Source organism: Sphingomonas oleivorans, assembly GCF_003050615.1.
Lineage (GTDB): Bacteria > Pseudomonadota > Alphaproteobacteria > Sphingomonadales > Sphingomonadaceae > Sphingomonas_H > Sphingomonas_H oleivorans.
The window spans coordinates 643397-667853 of record NZ_NWBU01000004.1; the positions used below are offsets into that span (position 1 = coordinate 643397).

The following is a 24457-nucleotide window of genomic DNA, read 5'->3' on the forward strand; positions in this document are numbered from 1 at the left end:
CAGAGCCGATCGTGCACCTCCCCGCCGCAGATCGCGCATGATGCCGATGGAGATATTTATGGCCGAAACGACCGAGAAGCAGCCTACAGGCTATGACGCCGCGCGCACCGCGCTGCTGTTCGTCGATCCCTATAACGACTTTCTGGCGGAAGGCGGGAAGCTCTGGCCGATGGTGGCCGACGTCGCCACCGCCGTCGGGCTGCATGACAATCTGCGCGCGATCACCGCCGCGATCCGCGCGGCCGGCATTCCGATCTTCATCGTGCCCCATCATCGCGCCGAGCCCGACGATTTCGCCGGCTGGGACCATCCGACACCCTATCAGCTCGGCGCCGCGCGCTTCCAGGTCTTCGCCAAGGGAAGCTGGGGCGGCGAATGGCATCCCGATTTCGCGCCGCAGCCCGGCGACATCATCGTCAAGGAACATTGGGGCGGCAGCGGCTTCGCCAACACCGATCTCGACATGCTGCTGAAACAGAAGCGGATCAGCCATGTCATATTGATCGGCCTGATCGCCAACACCTGCATCGAGACGACCGCACGCTTCGCAGTCGAGCTTGGCTACCATGTCACGCTGGTGCGCGACGCCACCGCCGCCGCCAGCCGGGAGGTGATGCATGCTGCGCATGACATCAACGCGCCCACTTTCGCCCATGCGGTGCTCAGCACCGTGGAGCTGCTCGCGGCGCTTCCCTCCGCCTGAGATCCATCGAAACAAAGGAGTATCGCCATGTCGCTGGTCATGGAAAAGCAGACGGCGCGCACCGTTCCGACCCGGTTCATCGAAACGAACGGCCGCACGCTCGCCTATCGCATGTTCGGGGACGGCCCGCCGCTTATCCTATGCCTTCGCCTGCGCGGCGTGATGGACGTATGGGATCCGGCCTTCCTCGATGCGCTGGCCGAGAATTTCACCGTCATCATCTTCGACTATAGCGGCCTCGGTCAATCGACCGGCACCGCCACCTATGATCGCGCGTCGCTCGCCCGCGATGCGAAGGATCTGATCGACGCGCTGGGCATCGACAAGGTCGTCATCGGCGGATGGTCGCTGGGCGGTGTCGCGGCACAGATCTTCACCGCCCTCTATCCGGAACGCACCAGCCATGCGATCCTGATCGGCACCGTCCCGCCGGGCGAACAGCCCCATGGCGCCGAACCCATCTTCCTGCCGACCGCGCTCAAGCCCGATTATACGCTGGAAGACGAATATATCCTCTTCTTCGAACCTGAATCGGCCAAAAGCCGCGCGGCGGCCGATGCCTCGCACGCGCGCATCGCCTCGCGCACGGCGGACAGGAGCCCGCCCGTGCCTGAGGAAACCTATCTGCGCATCGTGCGGGAATCGCATGATCCCAAGGCGGTCTTCCCGGATCATTCGGGCCGCTATGCCGAGTTGCTGGCGAATGGCGCGGTGCCGCTGCTCGCCATTTGCGGCGACCATGACGTCGTCTTCCCGGTGGAAAATTGGTATGCGCTCAATCGCGAATGGACGTCGCTCCACATAATGACCTTCCCGCAGGCGGGGCATGGTCCCCAGCATCAGCATCCCGAGCTCTGCGCCGACATGATCGCGAGCTTCGTCCGCAACACCGCATGAGCCACCTCTGACAGAGACCGATGGCATGCTGTGCCGAGGGTTGCGCGGCTGCCCCCGGGGCCTACATGCCGATGGCGAGCACCGGCCCGTCTCCCGCGGGCGGGCCGGCCTCTCGCATTCCATCCTGTCAGCCGAAAGAGAGCCGATGATCACAGCACAGGGCTATGCCGCCCAAAGCAGCGACACGCCGCTTGCGCCCTTCACCTTCGAGCGCCGCGCGCTGCGGCCCAACGACGTCAGGATCGACATTCTCTATTGCGGCGTCTGCCATTCCGATCTGCACACCGCGCGCGGCGAATGGCCGGGGACGCTCTATCCTTGCGTGCCGGGCCATGAGATTGTCGGCCGGGTGACGGAAACGGGCGAGGCGGTCACCAAATTCAAGCAGGGCGACATTGTCGGCGTCGGCTGCATGGTCGATAGCTGTCAGCATTGCGATGCCTGCGCCGACGGGCTGGAGCAATATTGCGAAAACGGCTTCACCGGCACCTATAATGGGCCCGATCGCGAAACCGGCGGCAACACTTATGGCGGCTATTCGGACGTGATCGTCGTACGCGAGGAATTCGTGCTGAAGATCGGCCATGCGGAGGCCGATCTCGCCGCCGTCGCCCCCCTGCTCTGTGCGGGCATCACCACCTGGTCGCCGCTCAAGCACTGGAAAGTCGGCAAGGGCCAGAAGGTCGGCGTCGTCGGCATAGGTGGCCTCGGCCATATGGGCATCAAGCTCGCCCATGCGCTCGGCGCCCATGTCGTCGCCTTCACCACCTCGCCCGCCAAGCGCGAGGATGCGCTGAAGCTTGGCGCGGACGAGGTCGTCGTCTCGCGCGACGAGGAGGAGATGGCGGCCCATGCCAACAGCTTCGATTTCATCCTGAACACGGTCGCCGCCCCGCACGACCTCGATGCCTTCCTGACCCTGCTGAAGCGCGACGGCACGATGACGCTGGTCGGTGCCCCGGCCGAGCCGCATCCCTCGCCCACCGTCGCCAATCTCATCTTCAAGCGTCGTCACCTCGCCGGCTCGCTGATCGGCGGCATAGAGGAGACGCAGGAGATGCTCGATTTCTGCGCCGAACATGGCATTCTGGCGGACATTGAGACGATCCCGATGCAGGAGATCGAGACGGCCTATGAGCGGATGCTGAAAAGCGACGTCAAATATCGCTTCGTGATCGATATGGCATCGCTGAAGCAGCCCGCCTGACGATCCGGTGGAGCCCGCGGCCCATGCGGGCTCCACCGCATAGGAGCAACCAATGTCCGGAAAGACCGCCATATTGTTCGTATGTCTCGGCAATATCTGCCGCTCGCCGCTCGCCGAGGCGGCATTCCGGCGCGAGGCGGCTCGCATCGGGCTCGATGTCGAGATCGATTCCGCCGGCACGGGCCATTGGCATGTCGGCGAGCCGCCCGACCGGCGGGCCCAGGCCGTGGCCAAGCGCAACGGCATCGACATCAGCAGCTATCGCGCACGACAGGTGACGCGGCAGGATTTCCACCGCTTCAGCCATATCGTGGCGCTCGACAGCCAGAATCTTGCCACGCTCGAAGCGATGCGACCGATAGATGGCGTTGCGGAGCTCAGCCTGCTGCTCGATCATGTCGAGGGGCGGAAGGGCGAGGCGGTCGCCGATCCCTATTATGGCGAGGATGCCGGTTTCGACCTGACCTGGGCCGATGTGACGAGCGGGGCGGAGGCGCTCGCGCGGCGGATTGGAAGGCGGGCGTGAGGACACTCGCCGAGGCGGGCGCAAGGCTGCTCGGCGGCACGCTCCACCGGGCCGATCCGCTGCATGGCGGCGATCTTTCGCAGGTCGTTCGCATAACGCTCGCCGATGGGCGCGAGGCGATCGTCAAGAATGGACCGTCGCCGCGGACGGAGGCGGAGATGCTGCGCGCCATCGCCGCGAGCGGCGCGCCCGCCCCGACCGTGCTCGCGGCGAGCGAGGAGGCGCTGGTTATCGAGCTGCTGCCCACGCAGGGCGCGCTCAACCATGGCTGGGCGAGCCTGGGCCTGACGCTCGCCACGCTCCATGCGGCGACGGGCGATCGCTATGGCTGGGCGGAAGATTATGCCTTCGGCCCGCTTGGCATATCCAATGGCTGGACCGAAGACTGGCCGCGTTTCTGGGCGGAGCGCCGGCTGCTGGTGCATCTGGCCCATCTTCCCACCGATCTGGCGCGCCGCGTCGAGGCGCTTGCCGTCGCGCTGCCCGATCGGCTGCCGCGCAGACCGAGGCCGGCCTTACTCCATGGGGACTTGTGGGGCGGCAATGTGCTGGTCGCAGATGACCAAGTCAGCGGGCTGATCGATCCCGCCTGCTATCATGGCCATGTCGAGGTCGACCTTGCCATGCTGCGGCTGTTCGATCGCCCCAGCCCGGCTTTTTACGAGGCCTATGGCCCGCTCGATCCGGGCCATGAAGAGCGCTCGCCGATCTACCGGCTATGGCCGGCGCTGGTGCATCTGCGGCTGTTCGGTACGAGCTACCGGCCGATGGTGGCGGAACTGCTGTCGGCCGCCGGCCATTGACCGACCGCCGACAGCGGCGCGTCCTTATAGGCCGATCCGCGTCGTGAGCTTGATCTGGCGGGGCAGGCCGACGCCCAGCAGATTATTGCCCGCCGTGCTCCAATAGCGTTTGTCCGTCAGATTGTCGGCATTGAGCTGCAGCGTCAGCCCCTCCGCACCTATTCCGCGGATCGTGTAGCGCGCGGATGCGGAGAAGGTGGTATAGCCATCGACGAAAGCCTGATTGAGCGCATTGACCGCACGCCGGCCGACATAAAAAGCGCCACCGCCTATCGCGAAACCCTCAAGCACGGTCGGGCGATATTCGGCATAGAGGCTGCCGGTCCATTTGGGCGTATTCTCGGGCTCGCGCCCGATCAGCGTCGCCGGTGCCGCCCGCCTGACCTCGGCATCGAGATATTGGCCGGAGGCATAGACCGACAGCGTCCGCAGGATCTCGCCGGTGACAGAGGCCTCGATGCCGCGATAGCGCGAGCGGCCGGCAAGCTTGAACATATTGTCCACCGGATCAGTGAAGGCGAACGGCCGGCTGATCTCGAAGCCGGCAAGCTGGAAGATGACCCCGGCAAGCGCCTCGCCCTTCACCCCAAGCTCATATTGTTTCGATACTGCGGGCGGCAGCACTTCCCCGCCATTGGCATTGTTGATCGGCGCAGTGCCGCCTTCCTCCAACCCCTCCAAATAGGTGGCGTAAAGGCTGGTCCGCTCCGACGGCTTGACGATCGCGCCCACGGACGGCGTCCAGCGCTTCAGCGAAAAGCGGGTGACGGAGCCGTTCGCCGCGGTCGAGCGGCTGCGATATTCGCTGTAGCGCAGCCCGCCCAGCAGTTCGATCGGCCCCAGCTTCGCGCGATCGACGACATAGACGCCGCGATCGCGGACATTGAGCGGGGCGAGCGTGAAGGCGCCCGGCTCCGCCACCTGCACGTCGCGGGGCGTGAAATAATTTTGGACGGCCGTCACCTGGGTCGCGTTGCGGCCATTCTGGAAGCGCCAGTTGCTCGTCGCGCCGACGATCAGATTATGCGCCACAGGGCCCGTTGCGAACGCGCCGACCAGCTCGGTGCGGGCGTTGCGATTGCGATAGCGCTGATCGCGGGTGCGAAAGATACGCAGCGTGCCATTGCCGAAGCCCGGCGAGCCGGGGCGCAGATCGAGGCTTTCGAACTGGCTGAAGTCGCGGTCGCGCTCGGTGATCGCCTGTCCGCCCTCCACGGTCAGCGCGAATTGCGGCGACAGGCGGACATCGACCCGGCCCAGCACATTCGTCGCCCAGGCATCGTAACGCAGATCATGGCCACCTAGGTTCAGCCGGGGATCGGGAAGCGGCGGAAGGTTGATCGCCCCCGACATCGCCGGCGGCACGAGCGGGGAGCCGGCGGCAGGCAACTGGATCGCGGCGGTCTCGGTTACATCCTTGGCGACATGCTCCAGATCGAGCTTGACCGACACCGCCTCGCTCACATCCCAGTCGGCGGCGAGTGCTGCGACATAGCGGTCGCCATCCACCCGGTCGACGCCGGTTTGGACGATGCCCGCCGCGCCATTGAAGCGCAGCCCGAAATTGTCCGTGATCCGCCGGCTGATATCGGCCGTGGCGGCGACTGCGCCATGATCGGTCAGGCTGGACGTGAATTGCGTCACGTCCCGCGTCGCGCGCTTGGTGACAAGATTGATGATGCCCGATGGCGGCGCAAAACCATAATAAAGCGCGCCGACGCCCTTCAGCACCTCGACCCGCTCCTTATTCTCGAGCGGCAGGTCGACGAGGTTGATCGTCGGCAGCGAGCCGTTGAGGCGATAGCTTGTGCGGTTTTCGACGAGGATGCCGCGCACAGCGATATTGTCGTAGGTCGAGCCATTGAGCTGCGAGCGGCTGACGCCGGCCGTGTTGCGCAGCGCATCATAGATCCCCGCCACCGCCTGCGAACGGATAAGCTCCTGCGGCACGACATTGACGGTGAGCGGCACGTCGATGATGCGGGCGTTGCGGAAGGTGCCGACCTGGACGAGATCCGCGCCGAAGCTCTCCGGCCGGTCGGCGGTGACGATGATCTCTTCGAGCGCGACATCGCCACCCTGCTGCTGCGCCTGCGCCGCCATCGGGATCGCAAGCGCGGCGAACGACACCGCCAAATCCTTATATTTCATACAGCCCCCTAAGGAATGGGACATCAGATAATGCGACTTATTCGCATTCGCAATGTTCAAATTCGGCCTGGGGCTTGATCGGGCTGCCTGCCATGGCTTCGCGCCCTCAACATGAAATCGCCCGCGCTCAGGCGAGCGAGATCCGCCGGGATCCTCGCTCGCTTACGAAGCACCGAGCGGATCGCACGGGGCTGTCGACCGAGGCGCGATCCGCGATCGCCCTCATATCCGCCTGCATCTGCCTGCGATCGAGATCGATGAGCACATAGCCCGCATGATCCACGTCGCTATGCCGCACATGGGGATTATTGGCATGGACATCACCGAAGCGCCCGGCGGGCGGCGATGCCGCGCCCAGCGCCGAGGTGACGATCTCCGCACCGATCGCCGCCTCTCGATCAGCACGGCGCAGCTCATTGACCCAGAAGCTGTGCACATCGCCGCTCAGCACGAACGGATTCTGGATCGACGGTCCCGCGAGCCGGTCGAGCAGCCGCGCACGAGCGGCCGCATAGGCATCCCACTGGTCGCTGAACGTCTCGCTGCGCGCGCCGTCCAGATAGAGAGGCGCAAAGAAGATCTGCTGCGCGATCAGCGTCCACGGCCGATATTCGCCGGCGAGGCGCGCCGTCAGCCATTGCTCCTGCGCACCGCCCAGCATGGACCGATCCGGCCGATCGACCTCCGCGCAGCCATGCAGCCTGACATTGCGTGCCATGTTCGGCGCCGCGCAAGGCGGTGCGGTGCGATATTGCCGCGTATCGAGAACCGACATCGAAACAAGATCCGCCCAGTCGAGCGCGCGATAGAGGTGCGGCGCATTGCCGTTCGACCAGAGGCTGGGCCGGATCGGCATATGTTCGAAATAGGCGCGATAGGCAGCCGCGCGCCTCCGGCCGAACAGTTCGGGCGGCAGCCCCTCGCGATTGGCGAGATTGGCATAGTCGTTGAGCACCTCATGATCGTCCCATGTGACGATCCAGGGCGCGGCGCGATGCGCGGCCTGAAGCTCGGGGTCACTCTTGTAGAGCGCATGGCGCCGGCGATAACCGTCCAGATCCTTGGGCTCGGCGGCGCCGAACAAGCGGACTTTCGGCTGATCGGGATAGGATTGCTCGTAAATATAATCGCCGAGCTGGACGATCAGATCGGGATCGGCCGCCACGATATCGCGATAGACCCCGAATTGCGCCTGTTCCCAATGCTGGCAGGACGTGACCGCGAGGCGCAGCCGATCGGCCGTGCGCGGGACGGTCGCGGCGCGGCCTGCCGGGCTGGTCGCGCCGAGCGCGTGGAAGCGATACCAATATCGCCGTCCGGGCGGCAGACCCTCTATCTCCACATGGACGGCATGCGCGCGCTCCGGATGCGCCACTGCGCTCCCCGCGCGAAATATCCGCCGGAAAGACGCATCGCCGGCAACCTCGTAGCGCAGCGCGACAGCCGCCGCATCGAGCGGTTCTTGGCCGGGGCCGACAAGCCGGGTCCAGATCACAAAGCCGTCCTGCGAAGGATCGCCGCTGGCGACACCCAAAGCGAATGGGTCCGTCATTATTCTCGCGCCGGCATCGACGGGGATGGCTGGAGCGACCGCCAGCGCCGCCATTGCGGACAGAATGGCGCGACGATGCCAGAGCTGGTCGAAATATTCGGTCGACATCGGCGTCCGGTAGCGGCCGGCCATGACGCGCCTGTGACGATTGGCCGCTGTCTTATCTTTGTCGCCACCCTGTAATCCTTTTGCCATGGCCGGTGGCTAGCGCGACCCCCGTCAAGAAATCTGACATCGGGGGAAATCGTGAAATCAAGGAAGCAGCTGCTTGTCTCCGCAGCCTGGCTCGCCATTTTCGGCGCCGGCCAGGCCTGCGCTCAGCCCGCCGCGGCGGAAAATGCCGATAGCCGGGCGAATGTCGCGGTTACCGCCTCGTCGGAAGAGGAAACAGCGGACCAGGGCCAGGAAATCGTCGTCTATGGCTCGGGCAAGACGCGGCAGGAGCAGACGGTTTCCGCCAAGGCGATCGAGATTCTCGCGCCCGGCAGCTCTCCCTTGAAGGCGATCGCCCGCCTGCCCGGCGTGGCGCTCCAGAGCTCGGACCCGTTCGGCACCTATGAGCTCGGCACGCGCCTGTCGGTGCGCGGCTTCAACCAGAGCCAGATGGGCTATACGCTCGACGGCGTGCCGCTCGGCGACATGTTCTACAATAATCATAACGGCCTGCATGTCAGCCGCGCGATCGCGGCCGAGAATATCGCGCGCGTCGATGTGTCGCAGGGCGCGGGCGCGCTCGGCATCGCCTCCACCAGCAATCTCGGCGGCAATCTCGAATTCGTCTCGCGCGGTCCGTCCGAACGGTTCGGCGGCGAGCTCGCCGCGGCCTATGGCATGTATGACACGATCCATGTCTTCGCGCGGCTCGACAGCGGCGAGCTGCCGAGCGGAACGCTCCTCTCCCTTTCCGGCGTGTTTCACGATGCCGACAAGTGGAAGGGCTATGGCAAGCAGCAGGATCGCAAGATCAACGGCAAGATCGTCCAGCGGCTGGGCGATGCGACGCTGACCGGATGGCTCAACTATTCCGATCACAAGGAACGCAATTATGCGGACCTGTCGCCGGTCACGCTGTCGCGCATCGGCTATGACCTCGATTTCCTGAGTCCCGATTTCGCGACCGCCGTGCTCCTGTCGCAGGTCAGCGCCAACAAGACGGCGGCGGCGGCGAAGAAGCCGCTTCCCTTCCCGTCCGCCGGCACGGTCTTTCCGGCGCCCTACACCAATGTCAACGACACTTATTATGACAGCGGCGGCCGTCGCGAGGATCTGATCGGCGCCGCGACGCTCGCCGTGCCGGTCGCGCCCTGGCTCGACGTTTCGGGCACCTTCTATCATCATGACGATAAGGGCACGGGCGGCATCTACACGCCTGCCGTGTTCAGCCCCGGCGGCTTCCCCCTGTCGGTGCGCACCACCGAATATGCGATCGACCGCAATGGCGGCATCGTCAATGCGACCGCGCGGCTGGGCGACCACATGCTCCAGTTCGGCTATTGGTACGAGCGCAATGATAGCGCGACCGACCGCAACTATTATGCGGTGAGCGAGACCAACCGGCCGGACGTCACCGACTTCCTCAAGACGCCCTTCCGCAGCGACTTCCTGACCGATCTCGAGACGCTCACCCATCATGTCTTTGTCAGCGACAGCTGGCGCCTGACGGATGCGCTGACGCTCGCCGGCGGGTTCAAGGGCGTGCGGGTGAAGAACAGCATCGTCACCACCTTCGGCACGCCGTTCATTAACGGCTCGATCGCGGCGAAGGACTGGTTCCAGCCGCAGATCGGCGCGACCTATCGGATCGCGGGCCAGGAATTCTTCGCCAACTATGCCGAAAATATGCGCGCCTATATCAGCTCGTTCCGCGGGCCGTTCGGCACGACCCAGGCGGGGTTCGAGGCGATCCGCGGCGTGCTGAAGCCCGAGACGTCGCGCACCGTCGAAGCCGGCTGGCGCTTCGATCTGGGCGATGTCCGCGGCGTCCTCGCGCTTTATGACGTGAAATTCCGCAACCGGCTGCTGGCGGCGTTCAGCGGCGCCAACATCCTCGGCAATCCCAGCGTGCTGCAAAATGTCGGCAGCGTCACCAGCCGGGGCGTCGAGCTGGGCGCGACCTACCGGCTGACGCCCGCCCTGTCGCTCATCGGCTCCTATTCCTACAATGACAGCAGCTATGACGACGACACGCGGGACGGGAAGAACATCATTCCCACCGCCGGCGTCCGCACGGTCGACACGCCCGCGCATCTCGCCAAAGGCGAGATCAACTATGACGATGGCAGCCTCTTCGGCAATTTCGCCGGCGCCTACACGTCCCGGCGCAACGTCACCTATACCGGGGACGTGACCGTCAAGGGCTACACCATATTCGACGCCGCGCTCGGCTATCGCTTCCCCGAAGGCGGTGCCCTGTCCGGGTTCGAGGTGCAGATCAACGCCGTCAACCTGTTCAACAAAAATTACATCGCGGCGCTCGGCTCGGGCCAGTTCTTCAACACCGCGGCCTCGTTGAACAATACGCTCCAGGCCGGCTCGCCCCGACAAGTCTTCGGAACGATCCGCAAGCGTTTCTGATCGAAGGATGCTGGCGGCACGAAAGTGCCGCCAGCATCTCCAGCGCCGGTTCCAGGTTGCGGGACGGCGCCCCTCAGGCCTTCGACCGCGCAGAGCTTCGTCGGGAGCGATGACCCGATGACGCCTGGCTATGCGGCCGACACGCCGTCATAGGCGCTTTTGAGACCCGCAATATCGAGCTTGATCATCTGCAGCATGGCCTGCATCGCCCGCTGGGCCCGGGCCGGATCGGGGTCGCTCAACATCTCGCCGAGAACGGTGGGGACGATCTGCCACGAGATGCCGTAGCGATCCTTGAGCCAACCGCATTGCTCGACCGAGCCGCCGTCGGACAGCGCATCCCACAGCCTGTCCACCTCCGCCTGGTCCGCGCAGTCCACCTCGAAGGAAATGGCATGGGTATATTCGAACCGCATGCCGCCATTGAGCGCCATGAAACGCTGTCCGGCGAGCGTGAAGTCGACGACCAGCACGGTGCCCGTCTTTCCGGCGGGGCTGTCTATCACATTCTTCTGCACCCGATCGATCCGCGAGTCGGGCAGCAGCGACACATAGAAATTGGCCGCTTCCTCGGCCTCGCCATCGAACCACAGGCATGGCGCTATCTTGGACATGGTTTCTCTCCCGGCTTGGTGCCCATGGCAGCCAAGAACGCCGGGGCTTGCAAGCCGGTTGCGCCCTTGCCGGCGAGGCCTAGCGGAGCGCTGCCTCGCCCGGCCGCATCAATGTTTCACCTTGTGGAGCAGCAAAACGATCAGGGCACCGATCAGCAGGCCGACAATGCCCGAGCCGACCGCCGTCACCAGCCACTCGACCGCACCCTGAGCGAAGGGCACCGCATGGCCAGCCAGTTCAGCCAGATGATGGATGGCGTGCGGGATCATGGTCAGCCCGAAATGCTCCAGACCATGAACGATGATGCCGCCGCCTACCCATATCATCGCCGCCGTGCCGATCGCGGACAGCCCCTCCAGTAGCACCGGCATGGCGCGCACGAGGCCGCGACCGATCAGGCGAACCGGCAAGAGCGTCTTCTGCGCAAGATGGAGGCCGATATCGTCCATCTTCACGATCAGGGCGACGACGCCATAGACGCCGATGGTGATGAAGATGCCGACCGCCGCCAGCACGGCCGCCTGCATCGGGAGCGGCTTGTCGGCGATATCGGCAAGCGCGATCGCCATGATTTCGGCCGAGAGGATGAAATCGGTCCGGATCGCTCCGCTGATCTTCTCCTTTTCGAGCGTCGCGGGATCGGTGGCGACGGGCGCATCCTCGGCATGATCGTCATCATGAAGCAGCACTTCCGCCAGCTTTTCGGCCGCCTCGAAGCAGAGATAGGCGCCCCCCGCCATCAATAGCGGCGTCACCGCCCAGGGCGCGAAAGCACTGAGCGCGATTGCCGCCGGCAGCAGGAACAGCAGCTTGTTCCTGAGCGAGCCGAGCGCGATCCGGGCGATGATCGGCAGCTCGCGATCAGGCGTGAAACCCACGGCATAGCGTGGCGTGACGGCCGTGTCGTCGATCACGACGCCCGCCGCTTTAGCCCCCGCCTTTCCGGCTGCGCTGGCAGTGTCGTCGAGCGAAGCCGCCGCAAGCTTGGTGATGCCCGCGACATCGTCGAGCAGAGCTACTAGTCCAGATGCCATTCCACCCCCAATTCGCGGCCCGCGAGGCGCATCAAACCGCCCCTCCACCCGCTCATCCGATTTTCGGGCAAATATGTCACCGTAGAATCGTGTCCGCGGGGCAGAATGCCCTTCAGTCGAGCGTGGTGCGCGAACGGGCGATGGCGATGCTGCCGATGACGAGCAGGAACAGCATCAGCGCGATAATGTCCGGCCCCATGTCCGCGATCACCTGGCCCTTGAGCAGCGCGCCGCGCACGATCCGCAGGAAATGGGTGATCGGGATCGCCTCCCCGATCATACGCGCCCAATGCGGCAGGCCATAAAAGGGAAAGGCGAAACCCGACAGGAAGATCGACGGCAGCATGTAGAATATCGACATCTGCATCGCCTGAAGCTGGCTCCTGGCGACGGTCGAGATCAGATAGCCGAGCGAGAGATTGCCGACGATGAACAGGAAAACGCCGCTCGCCAGCGCGAACCAGCCCGCCGCCGTCCGCGCCATCGGCACGCCGAACAGGATCCGCGCCATCATCAGCACGACGATCGTCTGGATCAGGCCGACGAGGACATAGGGCGCGAGCTTGCCGACCATGATCTCGACGGGCGTGGCGGGCGTTGCCAGCAGGCTCTCCATCGTGCCGCGCTCGGTCTCGCGGGTCACGGCCATGGCGGTCATCATCACCAGCGTCATCGACAGGATGACGCCGAGCAGGCCGGGCACGATATTATAGGCGGTGAGATTCTCCGGATTGTAGAGCCGATGGACGACGACCTCGAAGGGCGCTGCCTGCCGGTCGCCGGGCTCGGCCAGCGGGCCGACCAGCTCGCGCTTCAGCGCCTCGCCCGGCAGCGCGGAGACCGCCCCGATCACGCCGGCGGCCGACAGCGGGTCGGAGGCGTCGATTTCGGCAAGGATCTGCGCCCCGTCGCCCTTGAGCAGGCGCCGCGTGAAATCGGGCGGGATGGTGACGGCCAGCAGCACGTCGCCGCGCCGGATCAGCCGGTCCAGCTCCGCTTCGGATCTCGGCAGATAGCGTATGTCGACATAAGCGGTCCGCTCCATCGCCACGACGACGGCGTTCGCCATCCCGCTATGGTCGTGCGCCAGCACGGCGGCCGGCAGGTGGCGCGGATCGGTGTTGATGGCATAGCCGAACAGGAGGAGCTGGATGATCGGCATCAGCAGAATCATCGCATAGGTGATCCTTTCGCGCCGGAGCTGGGTGAATTCCTTGGCCAGCACGGCATAGATGCGCAGCGCCGAGCCCTTCATCGCGCATGCCCGTCATCGGCCCGATCAGCGGCCTTGCCGCCCATGAGCTGGATGAAGACATCCTCGAGCGAAGGCTCCACCTCTTCCCATCGGAAGGGTGCGTGCTGATAGGGCTGGATCGCTTTTTCCAGCGCGTCGCGATCGGTGCCGCTGACATGGACGGCGGTGCCGAAGGCGGAAGCGCTCAGCACCCCTTCCTTTTCCGACAATATAGGCGACAGGCGGCCGATATCCGGCCCTTCGCCGTTGAAGGTGACGAGGCCGGATCCGGCGATGATCTCTTCCGCCGTCCCGCGCGCGATCAGCCGGCCGTCGAGGATATAGCCGATGTCGTGGCAGCGCTCGGCCTCGTCCATGTAATGGGTCGAAACGAGGACGGTGAGCCCTTGCGTCGCCATCGCATGGATCTCGTCCCAAAATTCGCGCCGCGCCTTGGGATCGACGCCGGCGGTGGGCTCGTCCAGCAACAGCAGCTTGGGCTCGTGAAGCGTCGCGGCGGCGAGCGCGAGCCGCTGCTTCCATCCACCGGAGAGCGCGCCCGCAAGCTGCGTCCGCCGATCGCGAAGACCAAGCCGATCGAGCGCCGCATCCACCCGTTCCCCACGATTGTCGAGCCCGTGGACGCGCGCGAAGAAGATCAGATTCTCCTCGATCGTCATATCCTCGTAGAGCGAGAATCGCTGCGTCATATAGCCGGTGCGGAGCTTGATCGCGTCGCTCTGCGCGCGAAAGTCGAGCCCCAGCACCGTGCCTTCGCCGCTATCGGGGGTGAGCAGGCCGCAGAGCAGGCGCAACGTCGTCGTCTTGCCCGAGCCGTTGGGGCCCAGAAAGCCGGTAACGCGGCCTTCCCCGACACGGATCGCCACGTCCCGCACGACATGCCTGTCGCCATAATATTTGTTCAGCCCACGAACATCGATGACCGCGCTCATCCCGCGCTCCGGGCGAGCGGCGTCACGTCCATCGGCTGGCCGACGATCAGCACGCGCGGCGCGGAAGGAACCGCCTCGACGAGGAAGACGAGCTTGTCGCGCGTCTCCAGGCTGTAAATGATCGGTGGCGTATATTCCGGCCGGGTCGCGACATAATCGACCGTTGCGGTCATACCCGCCGGGCAGCCGTCGCAGGCGATCGCGACCCTCGTGCCGGGGCGAAAGCCGTTCACCATGCCCTGCGGCACATAGAAGCGGACCTTCACCTTCTCGTCGGGCAGTAGGCTGACGATCGCGGCATTGGCGGCGGCCCATTCGCCCGCCTGATACATCACATCCTCGATCCGGCCGGGCGCGGGTGCATGGGGGCTGAGCTGCGCCACCTGCTGCGCGGCATCGGCGAGGCCGGCGCGGCTGCCGCTGATCTGCGCCCGGGCCGAGGCGATGCGCGCCTCGGCCGCCGCGACCTCGCCACGGGCGGCGTCGCGCTGGCGGAAGGCGCTGAGCGACGTGGCGCGCGCCTGGTCGATCTGCTGCCCGGCGACCGATCCCGGCTTCTCGGCCTGCGCCGCGACGAAGCGGGCAAGATCCACTGCGGCGCGCTGCGCCTCGGTCTCGGCCGCGGCGAGATTGGCGCGGGCTTTCCGCAGCTCCGCTTGCTGCGCTCCCGCTTGCGCCTCACTCTCGCCGATCCGGGCGCGCGCCTGATCGGCACGTGCGCCGAGCGAGGTAGGATCGATGCGGAACAGCGGCGCGCCGGCCGGCACCCGCTGGCCGCGCACCACCGACAGCGACGTCACCGTCCCCGCGACAGGCGCGGACATGTAGATGGCGTCGCTGACGACATAGCCGGTATAGCGCGGCAGTTCGTCCCGCCTACCCGATCGGAGCAGCAGCCAGACGAGCAGCCCGATCGCCATCAGCAGACCGATCAGGACGGGGATCGGCAGGATGCGGCGCCGGTGGTCGGGGGCTTTGCCTGCCACTCAATCCTCCCCTTCGCCGGCCGGAGACATGCGCTCATTCCAGCCGCCGCCGAGCGCCTTGTAGAGCGAGACGATGTCCTGCGCGGTCGCGGCCCTGGCCTGTGCGAGCATGTCTTCCGCGCTCCCAAGCGCATTCTGTGCATCGAGCATGTCGATGAAGGGGACGAGGCCATGGCGATATTGCACCCGCGCCGTTTCGAGCGCGTCGCGCGCGGCGGCGTCCGACGCCGCGAGTTGCACCTCGCGCCGGCGATCCGCTTCCAGCCGGGACAGCGCATCCTCGACATCACGCAGCGCGGCCAGCACCGTCTTCTGATAGCCAAGCCATGCCTCGCCGGCCTGGGCCTCGCGTAGCGCCACGGCGCCGCGACGGCGACCGCCATCGAGCAGCGGCAGGCCGATGCGCCCGGCTCCATTCGGCTGGAGACTGTCGATCGAGAGGAGATGGGCGAGCGACGTCGAAACCAGGTTCACGGCGCCGCTGAGCGTGATCTTCGGGAAAAGCGCGGCCGCCGCCACGCCGATATCGGCAGTGGCCGCGGCAAGATGGCGTTCCGCGGCGCGGATATCGGGACGACGGAGCAGAAGCTCGGATGGCAGGCCGGGCGGCACCGACAAAGGCGCAACCGGCGCCGGGGCACGCCTCCTCAGTTCATCCGCAAACGCGAGTGGAGCCTGTCCGAGCAGGACCCCAAGCGCATGAAGTTCGGCCTCCCGTTCCGCGACAAGCCCTTCGCGATCGGCCGCCACCCGGGCGATCTCGCGTTCCTGCCGGCGCGCGTCGAGACTGGTTGCGAGGCCGTTGCGCACGCGGGTGTTGACGAAGTCGAGCAGCATGCGCCCGTCCCGAAGCTGCGCATCGGCAATGGCGATCCGCCGATCGAAGGCCCGATATCGCAGATAGGCGCTGCCGACCTCGGCCGCGAGCAGCACCTGCGCATCGCGCAAGCTCCATTCGGCGGCCTGGCTGCGCGCCCGTGCCGCCTCGACCGCCCGGCGCGTGCCGCCGAACAGATCGATCTCCCAAGAGGCATCGAAGCCCGCCTGATAGGTCGCGAAGTCGCTGCCTGGCAGGCCAGCCGAGCCGAAATCCGGCGTTCCGGTACCGGCGCCGGCGATTTCGGCGATGTTCGAATTCTTGCTGAGCCTGATGTAGCTGCCCTGTGCGGACGCACCGAGTTGCGGCCGGCTGCCCGCACCGGCGATCCGCTCCTGCGCGCGCGCCCCGGCAATGCGCGAGGCCGCCTGCCGCACGTCGAGATTGGCCGCCATGGCCCGCGCGACGAGGCCGTCCAACAGCGGATCCCCCAAGCGCCGCCACCAGCCGGACATGTCCTGCTGAGGCGCGCCCGCATCGCCGCTGCCGAAGCTGGCCGGCACGATCGGCGCGGGCGCATGATAATCAGGGCCGGCCGTACAGGCGGAGAGCGCCAGAGACACCGCAAGCACCGGCCTCGATCTACGCAGCCGATCCGCGGCGGACATGTTCAGCGGCATCCCGACGGTCCTTCGCCGACGACTCTCGACACATATTCTGGTCCGGCCGGAATAGTATCAAATGACCGGCCTATCGGTCAGGGTCGGGCCGGCACGGCCGCGCATGACGCTGCCCCTCTGCTCAACGGCCCGGATATGAACCCGGCCATCCGGCGAAATGCGCTGATCGCCGATCAGGCACGGTTCGGCGGCGCAAGTCCTGCGGCATGAGCCGAAGCGGCGCTCATGCGTTGAACGGGCAAGATCTTGAGGGAGAGCTGCGATGGCGGGCAGGAACGACGGGCGCCGGGGCGCGGGCGACCAGCGCAAGCATGGCCATAATTATCCGGGCCTCGCGCCCGGCCGCGGGCATGAGCGGCATGAAACGCCCATGCGCCTCGACAATGCCGAGCCCGGACGCGATCAACCCGATCTCACCGGCGATGCGGCGATACCGGCGGGTGCCAAGGCGGTGTCATCCACTGCCGATCGGGAACAGCCGAGCGTGCTCGGCGGCGATGTGGCGACACGATCGGGCACCGCGCCGACACCGGACGACGAGAAGAGCGGATAAGCGACCCACCGGGCGCCATCATGCGCCCGCTCATGCATCCGCGGCTGGTGAACGGGCGTTTCGGCGATCCGGCGCTGTTCGTCGAGATATTGCACCAGCGCTCGGCGCTGCTGTTCGACATGGGCGATCTATCCGCACTCAGCGCGCGCGACCTGTTGCGGATCACCCATGTGTGCATCTCGCATATGCATATCGATCATTTCATCGGCTTCGATGCACTGCTCCGCGTGGCCATCGGGCGCGAGAAGCGGATCGAAATGGTCGGTCCGGCGGGCTTTATCGACGCGGTGGGCCACAGGCTTGCCGGCTATAGCTGGGATCTGGTCGATCGCTACGAAACCGATCTCGTCTTCGATGTGACCGAACTTGTCTCGCTGAAAATGGCGCGCCACGCCCGCTTTCGCTTCAAGGCCGCTTTCGCCCGCGAAAACCGGGGCGAACATGCCATTGACGGGGGCATGATCATTGCCGAGCCCGGCTTCCGCGTGACCGCCGCGATCCTCGAACATCATGGCGCCTGCCTCGGCTTTGCAATTGCCGAGCCGGTGCATATCAATGTCTGGAAGAACCGTCTCGACGAGCGGCGGCTCGCCACCGGCGCCTGGCTCCAGCCTCTGAAGAAGGCGGTGCGCGATGGCCTGGGCGATGCGCATCCGATCCGGCTTCCCGACGGCAGCACTGCACCGGTTGGACAGTTGCGCGATCTCCTGAGCATCGGGCCGGGACAGAAGATCGCCTATGTCACCGACGTCGCCGATACGGCCGCAAATCGCGCGGCGATCGCCGCGCTCGCGGAGGGAGCCGATATCTTCTTCATCGAATCGCGCTTCGCCGCGGCAGACCGTGACCAGGCCGCGCGCCGCGCGCATCTGACAACGACGGCCGCGGGCGAGATCGCCCGGCGCGCGGGCGTGCGCCGGGTCGAGCCCTTCCATTTCTCGCCGCGCTATGAGCAGGCCGAACAGGCCATGCTGATCGAGGTGCAGGCCGCTTTTGCCGGCGAAGCGGTGATGCCGGACGGCGCCCAGCCTCATGGCCTTGAACAACCAATATCATAGAAAGCCGCTTCCCGGCCCCTGCATCATGCTCACCGCCCTTCCTCGGCCGGTCTGGCCGACCCATCTAGGCTGGGCGGGGTTGCTTTTATCGCTGATCCCGCGCGGCGGCGGCAATTGGTGGCTCGAATGGCAATGGCAGGCCATGTGGATCTCACCCGGCCTGCCAATCTCATGCTGAAATCCCCTCGCCCCTCACCAGCTCGTGGGCTTGGGATTGCGTTCGTCGAAGCCCTTTTGATGCCAATAGGGATAGATCGGCGTTTGCTGGCTCGCCTTGTCGAGCAAGGCAATCTGCTCAGACGAAAGCGACCAGCCGACCGCGCCAAGATTTTGCTTGAGCTGCTCCTCGTTGCGTGCGCCGATCACGATGTTGGTGACGGTCGGGCGGCTCAGCAGCCAGTTGAGCGCGACCTGCGGCACGGTCTTTCCCGTCTCCTGCGCGACAATTTCCAGCGCATCGACCACGGCAAAGAGATGTTCGTCGTCGACGATCGGCCCGCCCTCGGCGCCGCCCGCCGCGATGCGGCCGTTCTGCACCGGCTGGCCGCGGCGGATCTTGCCGGTCAGCCGACCCCAGCCGAGCGGGCTCCAGACCATCAGCCCGACGCCCTGATCGAGCCCGAGCGGCATGAGCTCCCACTCATAATCGCGGCCGATCAGCGAATAATAGCCCTGATAGACGACATAGCGGGCAAGCCCGTGCTTTTCGGACGCGGCGAGCGACTTCATCAGCTGCCAGCCCGAGAAGTTGGATGCGCCGATATAGCCGATCTTGCCGCTGGTCACGAGATCGTCGAGCGCGCGCAGCGTTTCGTCGACTGGGGTCAGCGCGTCGAAGCCGTGCATGAAATAGACGTCGATATGATCGGTGCCGAGCCGCTTGAGACTGGCCTCGCAGGCGCGCACCAGATGAAAGCGCGAGGAGCCCACCTCATTCGGCCCACCGCCCGTACGGAAGGTCGATTTGGTCGAAATGAGCGCCTGCTGGCGCTTGCCCTTCAGCGCCTGGCCGAGAATCTCTTCGGAGGCGCCCTGCGAATAGACATCCGCCGTGTCGAAGAAATTGACGCCCGCATCGAGGCAGAGATCGACGAGCCGCGTAGCCTCGGCGACATCGGTCTGCCCCCAGCGCTGAAAAAATTCGTTGGTGCCACCAAAGGTGCCCGTGCCGAAACTGAGGACGGGAACCTTGAGGCCAGACCGTCCGAGGTGCCGAAATTCCATATCGAATTCCCCTTATGTCGCGGTTTGATTGAGAATCGCGTCCAGCAAACCAGGAAAGCGGCGCTCGACCTCCTCCCGGCGGGCGCTGTTGATGACTTCGACCCCGCGTCTTTCCGATCGGATCAGCCCGTTTTCGCGCAGGATCCGATGGTGATGCGACACGGTCGACGGCGGCAGCGCCTTGCAGGCCTGGCCGCAATTCATTTCGCCATCCGCCAGCAGCTTGCCGACGATCGACCGGCGTGTCGGATCGGACAGGGCATAAAGAATGCCGTCGAGCGTGATTTCGTCGACCGCAGGGTGATGGAAGGGCCGCGCCATGCGGCCCTTCCTATTCCCTTATTCCTGATTTTCAAGATTATTGAAATAAAGCCGGCGCGGGAGGAGCGGAACCGCTCGCCGGTCGGCCCGAAGTGAGAATGCGGACATTGCGACGACGCTGAAGCCAAGCCTTCGCGCGGCGGGACAAGGGCGAGACCAGCCTCACGCCGTTCACCACCCTGTCGGGAAGCATCTGTTGGTAGAATCTTCCCTGATCGATGACCGGGCAGCTGCCGCATGTGAGCGGCCATGTTATTATGGCCTCGACCAGCGCGAGGGACGAAAGTATGTCCACGACCGCCCCCTCCGAGCCATGGCCCGATCTGCCCTATGCGGATTGGCGCGACAGCGCGCTGACGCTGCAGCTCTGGACCCAGATCGTCGGCAAGATCCGGCTGTCATTGACCCCCTGGCTGAACCATGGCTGGCACGTTCCGCTCTATGTCACCGCGCGCGGCCTCGGCACCTCGCCCATAGCGACGGGCGGAGAGATTCTGGAGATCGAGTTCGATTTCATCGGCCATCGCCTTGTCCTGCGCACCAGCCGCGGCGAGGAACGGACGCTCGCGCTTCGACCGCAGACGGTCGCCGACTTCCATGACCGGCTGATGAGCCTCCTGGCGGAGCTGGGCATCGACGTCAGGATCAGTCCGAGGCCCAATGAAGTCGCCGATCCGATTCCCTTCGCAGAGGATCGTCTGCACGCGGCTTATGATGCCGAGGCCGTCCATCGCTTCTGGCGCACGCTGATCCAGGTCGATCGCATCTTCAAGATCTTCCGCAGCGGCTTCCTCGGCAAGGCGAGCCCGGTTCACTTCTTCTGGGGCGGCTTCGATCTCGCCGTGACGCGCTTTTCCGGGCGCCCGGCACCGCTTCATCCCGGCGGCCTGCCCGGCCTGCCCGACACAGTGACGCGCGAAGCCTATTCGCACGAGGTCAGCAGCGCCGGCTTCTGGCCGGGCAACGACGCCTTCCCCCAAGCGGCCTTCTATTCCTATGCCTATCCCGAACCCGCCGGGTTCCGGGAGCGGCCGATCACGGCCGGTGCCCGTTTCGACGCGGGATTGGGCGAATATATTCTGCCTTATGACAGCGTCCGGTCCGCCGCCTCGCCGGATGCGCTGCTGCTCGGCTTTCTTTCCACGACCTATGCTGCGGCGGCCGATTGCGGAGGCTGGGACCGCGCGGAACTGGAATGCCCTTTGGGTATCGCCGGGCGGCCGCGCGCCGTCGCATCGACAGACGTGTAGTCATGGCGCTCCGGGATCGGCATCATCCCGATTTCCCATCCGGAGTTTGCAGATGACCTTGCTGATCGGCATATCGGGCAGCCTGCGCAGACATTCGTTCAACGCCGGCCTGCTGCGCGCCGCTCAGGCCAGCGCGCCCGCGGGGACGCGCCTGGAGATCGCGCCGATCGCGGACATTCCGCTCTACAATGCCGATGTCGAGGAGGCGGAAGGGATTCCGCCCAGCGTCACCGCGCTGAAGGAGGCGATCGCCGCGGCGGACGGGCTGCTGCTCGCCACACCCGAATATAACAACGGCATTCCTGGCGTATTCAAGAATGCGATCGATTGGGCGTCTCGGCCGCCTGCCGATATTGCGCGCATCTTCGCGGCCAAGCCGGTCGCGATGATCGGCGCCTCTCCTGGAAGCTTCGGCACGATCCTCGCCCAGAATGCGTGGCTGCCGGTGCTGCGCACGCTCGGTGCGCAGCTCTGGACAGGCGGTCGCCTCATGGTCCCGCACGCCGCAAAGGCCTTCGATGCCGAGGGGAACCTCATCGATGAGACGGTCCGGACACGGCTGGGCAAGTTCATCGCCGATTTCGTGGCGTCGCTCGGCTGAAGATCTTGCCCACCACGCTCCCGGGCCCCGCGTCAGGGAACGATAGGCAGCCACACCGCGCTCGCCTGCCCCGGCTCATGGAAGATGGTCTGCGTCGCGGGCTTGTAATCTGCCGCCTTGGCATTGAAGATGTTCGGCACATAGGTCTGCGGATTGCGGTCATAGAGCGGGAACAGACTCGACTGCACCTGGATCATGATGCGGTGACCCGGCGCGAACACATGGTTCACATTGGGCAGGCCGAACTTGTAATTCTCCACCTTGCCGGGTGTCAGCGCGCCGGGCTTGTCGAAGCCGTGGACATAGCGGCCGCGATAAATCTCGATGCCGATCGGCAACTGATATCCCGCCAGCTTCGGATGCGCGGACTGCTCCTCGGGATAGACGTCGATCAGCTTCACGACCCAGTCGCTGTCGCTACCGCTCGTCGCCGCGAACAGATCGACCATCGGAGCGCCCGCAATGTGGACGGCCGCGTCGAGCGGCGGCGTGACATAGCTCAGCACGTCCGTGCGATCCGAGACGAAACGCTGGTCGCTCACGAGCCACGGCTTCCAGACATCCGCATCGCGAAGATGAATCGGGCGAGGCACGAAGGGCACGGGCTTCGCTGGGTCGGAGACATAGGCGTCATGCCCTTGCGCGGAAGGCGCCTTGAAGCTGAGTCCGAACCCGGCCTGAAGATAGAGCGGCGTCGGCGTGCCCGTCGCCGGCCAGGCCGAAGTCGCCTGCCACCTGTTTTCGCCGGTAGCGTAGGTCAGCACCGGAGGCGTATTCGCCTTGGGCGCTTCGTCCTTCAGATATTGATCGAGGAAGGGCTTCATCGTGTCGCGGCGAAATTGCAGGCCGGTGTCGCCATCGAATGCCAGGACGCCAAGGCTCGATCCGTCATAATTGACCCCGCTGTGCCGCCAGGGGCCGATGACCAGCGACAGCATGTCATTATTCTTGTCCTGCGGCTCCAGCGCCTTGTAGACCGCCGGCGCGCCATAGCTGTCCTCCTGGTCCCACTGTCCCACGACCAGCATCGTCGGCACGGTCAGCTTGCGCCGGGCAAGCAGCTTGTCGACCGCCTGCTCCTGCCAATAGCTGTCATAGGCGGGATGCTCCATCAGCTTCCGGGCGAAGGGGAAGGCATCGACGCCATAGGCGCGAGCGAAATCGCCGGCCGATCCCGCCGCGAGATAGGTGACATAGTCGTCGCCCGATCCATAGGGCACGGGCCCGCTCCCCGCCTTGGCGGTCTGCCCGATCACATAATCGAAGCTCGGCTGGCGGAACGCGCCATTGTGGAACCAGTCGTCGCCGATCCAGCCATCGACCATCGGGCTTTGCGGTACGGCCGCCTTGAGCGCCGGATGCGGATCGACAAGCGCCATGAGCGAGGTGAAGCCCAGATAGGAAGAGCCGGTGATCCCGACCTTGCCGTTGGATTCGGGCACATGCTTCACCAGCCAGTCGATCGTGTCATAGGCATCGGTCGCATGGTCGACCTTGGTGGCGTTGAGCGGCCCCCGCAGCGGGCGGGTCATGACATAGTCGCCCTCGGATTTGCCCAGCCCCCGCACGTCCTGATAAACGCGGATATAGCCGTCATTGACGAACTCCGCGTCGGCGATCGGCAGAATCTCCTCGATCTTCTGGCTCGGATTGCGCCATGTGGCCCTGCCGGCATCATAGGGGGTGCGGCTGAGCAGGATGGGGCCGCGCTTCGTGCCCTTGCGCATGACGATGACGGTGAACAGCTTCGTCCCGTCGCGCATCGGGATCATCACTTCGCGCCGGACATAATCGGCCTGCGCGCGGACCGGATCATAGACCTTGACCGTGTCCGGCGTCATCGCCGCCGTCTGCGCAAGCGCCATGCTCGGCGCGCACATGGCCGCCAGCATGGCAAGCGCCGTCAAATGCCTCGCCCTGCCAATCCCCATCTCGCTTCCCTCAATCCTGCCAATGATGCGGCCAGCTATAACCATGGCCCAACCGAGCAAGGAAGCGATGAAAACTGATAACGCCCCAGTTGATGAAGAAACGTTGCCGATCGGCAGCGCCAAACCTGAATATTTTGCCGACCGCAAACCTCTCAAATGACCATCTCGACGGGAGAAGACGAACATTCGGAGCAGGATCGACCAACCCACTCGTCCACCAAGCGCCTATGCTGGCGCATTGAGATATGTTCGCCGGAATGGCTCCGGCTCTGGAAAAGCCACTCGCCATCGCGATGGCTATGCGCTCCGGCCAGGCTCTCGACGATGCGCGACGGCAGCGGAAACAAGGTCACGAAGCGTTCGGCAAGCGCGCGGCCGCCTTCGATCGACAGGGCGATTGCCGGTGCGCTCCCGGTGAAGACCAGATCCGCCTGATCGAGCGCATCGCGCGCCACCGCGATCCATCCATCCGCGAGGCGGCAGGAAATGTCACCAAGATGTCGAATGAGGGCGTGTTCCTGGAAATCGTGCCCAACGAGAAGATCGTCTTCACCAATGCCTTCAGCGCGGGATGGATTTCGCAGGACCCATTCATGGTCGCGATCGTTACCTTCGAGCCGGAAGGAGCTGGAACCCGCTACACCGCGTCCGCCACTGGGACCAGGAGACGCTGAAACGCCATGAAGCGATGGGTTTCCACCAGGGCTGGAGCGTCGCCGCCGGGCAACTCGCCGAAGCCGAGGCGGCGGCGACCGCAACGGCCATCGGCTGAACCGCAACCGCTGTT

At 65.3% G+C, this 24457-nt stretch carries 23 protein-coding genes; 12 read left to right on the plus strand and 11 right to left on the minus strand.

Translation table 11 applies throughout. The features are described from left to right. Window positions 1–58 precede the first annotated feature (58 nt). The 5 genes from CLG96_RS03285 to CLG96_RS03305 all read left to right on the plus strand — a co-directional run bounded on the left by CLG96_RS03285 (window position 59) and on the right by CLG96_RS03305 (window position 4136). The gene (locus CLG96_RS03285) at window positions 59–703 is read left to right on the plus strand and encodes a cysteine hydrolase family protein (RefSeq protein ID WP_107966809.1); all 645 of its coding nucleotides are present in this window, start codon (window positions 59–61) and stop codon (window positions 701–703) included. 27 nt (window positions 704–730) lie between these two features. Further along, complete coding sequence (locus CLG96_RS03290) at window positions 731–1600, plus strand: alpha/beta fold hydrolase (protein WP_243395582.1); 870 nt, start codon at window positions 731–733, stop codon at window positions 1598–1600. Between the two features lie 145 nt (window positions 1601–1745). Continuing rightward, window positions 1746–2807: an NAD(P)-dependent alcohol dehydrogenase gene (locus tag CLG96_RS03295; RefSeq protein ID WP_107966398.1), complete on the plus strand. Its 1062-nt coding sequence runs from the start codon at window positions 1746–1748 to the stop codon at window positions 2805–2807. A 52-nt stretch (window positions 2808–2859) separates the two neighbouring features. Then, a complete protein-coding gene (locus CLG96_RS03300) occupies window positions 2860–3333 on the plus strand; it encodes a low molecular weight protein-tyrosine-phosphatase (protein ID WP_107966399.1) in 474 nt (157 codons plus the stop codon). Beyond that, window positions 3330–4136, plus strand: a complete 807-nt coding sequence (locus tag CLG96_RS03305; protein ID WP_107966400.1) for a fructosamine kinase family protein — start codon at window positions 3330–3332, stop codon at window positions 4134–4136. Before CLG96_RS03300 ends, CLG96_RS03305 begins: the two co-directional genes overlap by 4 nt. Window positions 4137–4160: 24 nt before the next feature. Here CLG96_RS03305 and CLG96_RS03310 read toward each other — a convergent pair whose 3' ends face one another. Continuing rightward, complete coding sequence (locus CLG96_RS03310) at window positions 4161–6287, minus strand: TonB-dependent siderophore receptor (RefSeq protein ID WP_165799510.1); 2127 nt, start codon at window positions 6285–6287, stop codon at window positions 4161–4163. Window positions 6288–6414: 127 nt separating this feature from the next. Continuing rightward, window positions 6415–7971 (minus strand): alkaline phosphatase D family protein, encoded by a 1557-nt coding sequence (locus CLG96_RS03315; protein WP_165799511.1) that lies wholly within the window; start codon window positions 7969–7971, stop codon window positions 6415–6417. Between the two features lie 114 nt (window positions 7972–8085). Between CLG96_RS03315 and CLG96_RS03320 the strand changes: the two genes are divergently transcribed. Continuing rightward, window positions 8086–10413: a TonB-dependent receptor gene (locus CLG96_RS03320; protein ID WP_107966403.1), complete on the plus strand. Its 2328-nt coding sequence runs from the start codon at window positions 8086–8088 to the stop codon at window positions 10411–10413. A 128-nt stretch (window positions 10414–10541) separates the two neighbouring features. On the opposite strand, the gene CLG96_RS03325 is transcribed toward CLG96_RS03320, so the two are convergent. The 6 genes from CLG96_RS03325 to CLG96_RS03350 all read right to left on the minus strand — a co-directional run bounded on the left by CLG96_RS03325 (window position 10542) and on the right by CLG96_RS03350 (window position 16732). Continuing rightward, window positions 10542–11027, minus strand: a complete 486-nt coding sequence (locus tag CLG96_RS03325; protein ID WP_107966404.1) for a VOC family protein — start codon at window positions 11025–11027, stop codon at window positions 10542–10544. 108 nt (window positions 11028–11135) lie between these two features. Further along, entirely contained in the window at window positions 11136–12062 is a 927-nt protein-coding gene (locus CLG96_RS03330; RefSeq protein ID WP_107966405.1) for a DUF808 domain-containing protein, read from the minus strand. 112 nt (window positions 12063–12174) lie between these two features. Further along, on the minus strand, window positions 12175–13317 hold the full coding sequence (locus CLG96_RS03335; RefSeq protein WP_107966406.1) for an ABC transporter permease: 1143 nt from the start codon (window positions 13315–13317) through the stop codon (window positions 12175–12177). Then, on the minus strand, window positions 13314–14249 hold the full coding sequence (locus CLG96_RS03340; RefSeq protein ID WP_107966407.1) for an ABC transporter ATP-binding protein: 936 nt from the start codon (window positions 14247–14249) through the stop codon (window positions 13314–13316). The genes CLG96_RS03335 and CLG96_RS03340 overlap by 4 nt, the downstream gene beginning before the upstream one ends. Beyond that, window positions 14246–15235 (minus strand): HlyD family secretion protein, encoded by a 990-nt coding sequence (locus CLG96_RS03345; RefSeq protein WP_107966408.1) that lies wholly within the window; start codon window positions 15233–15235, stop codon window positions 14246–14248. The genes CLG96_RS03340 and CLG96_RS03345 overlap by 4 nt, the downstream gene beginning before the upstream one ends. Beyond that, on the minus strand, window positions 15236–16732 hold the full coding sequence (locus tag CLG96_RS03350) for an efflux transporter outer membrane subunit (RefSeq protein ID WP_107966409.1): 1497 nt from the start codon (window positions 16730–16732) through the stop codon (window positions 15236–15238). It abuts the gene before it with no gap. Between the two features lie 262 nt (window positions 16733–16994). On the opposite strand from CLG96_RS03350, the gene CLG96_RS03355 reads away from it, so the two are divergent. Together CLG96_RS03355 and CLG96_RS03360 are read left to right on the plus strand one after the other, a co-directional pair. Then, window positions 16995–17285, plus strand: a complete 291-nt coding sequence (locus tag CLG96_RS03355; protein ID WP_107966410.1) for a hypothetical protein — start codon at window positions 16995–16997, stop codon at window positions 17283–17285. Window positions 17286–17305: 20 nt separating this feature from the next. Next, on the plus strand, window positions 17306–18343 hold the full coding sequence (locus CLG96_RS03360) for an MBL fold metallo-hydrolase (protein ID WP_107966411.1): 1038 nt from the start codon (window positions 17306–17308) through the stop codon (window positions 18341–18343). 192 nt (window positions 18344–18535) lie between these two features. Here CLG96_RS03360 and CLG96_RS03365 read toward each other — a convergent pair whose 3' ends face one another. Further along, a complete protein-coding gene (locus tag CLG96_RS03365; RefSeq protein WP_107966412.1) occupies window positions 18536–19567 on the minus strand; it encodes an aldo/keto reductase in 1032 nt (343 codons plus the stop codon). A 12-nt stretch (window positions 19568–19579) separates the two neighbouring features. Further along, window positions 19580–19888, minus strand: coding sequence for an ArsR/SmtB family transcription factor (locus tag CLG96_RS03370; protein WP_107966413.1), 309 nt, complete (start codon window positions 19886–19888; stop codon window positions 19580–19582). Window positions 19889–20175: 287 nt separating this feature from the next. Between CLG96_RS03370 and CLG96_RS03375 the strand changes: the two genes are divergently transcribed. Further along, window positions 20176–21138, plus strand: a complete 963-nt coding sequence (locus tag CLG96_RS03375; protein WP_107966811.1) for a DUF5996 family protein — start codon at window positions 20176–20178, stop codon at window positions 21136–21138. A 52-nt stretch (window positions 21139–21190) separates the two neighbouring features. After that, the gene (locus tag CLG96_RS03380; protein ID WP_107966414.1) at window positions 21191–21739 is read left to right on the plus strand and encodes an NADPH-dependent FMN reductase; all 549 of its coding nucleotides are present in this window, start codon (window positions 21191–21193) and stop codon (window positions 21737–21739) included. A gap of 32 nt (window positions 21740–21771) precedes the next feature. Here the strand turns inward: CLG96_RS03380 and CLG96_RS03385 are convergent, their stop codons facing one another. Further along, window positions 21772–23619 (minus strand): CocE/NonD family hydrolase, encoded by a 1848-nt coding sequence (locus tag CLG96_RS03385; protein WP_243395627.1) that lies wholly within the window; start codon window positions 23617–23619, stop codon window positions 21772–21774. 10 nt (window positions 23620–23629) lie between these two features. Here CLG96_RS03385 and CLG96_RS18605 point away from each other — a divergent pair, with 10 nt between their 5' ends. Next, window positions 23630–23830, plus strand: coding sequence for a hypothetical protein (locus CLG96_RS18605; RefSeq protein WP_165799464.1), 201 nt, complete (start codon window positions 23630–23632; stop codon window positions 23828–23830). Between the two features lie 85 nt (window positions 23831–23915). Beyond that, window positions 23916–24344 (plus strand): SRPBCC domain-containing protein, encoded by a 429-nt coding sequence (locus CLG96_RS19415; protein ID WP_423828179.1) that lies wholly within the window; start codon window positions 23916–23918, stop codon window positions 24342–24344. Window positions 24345–24457: the final 113 nt, after the last annotated feature.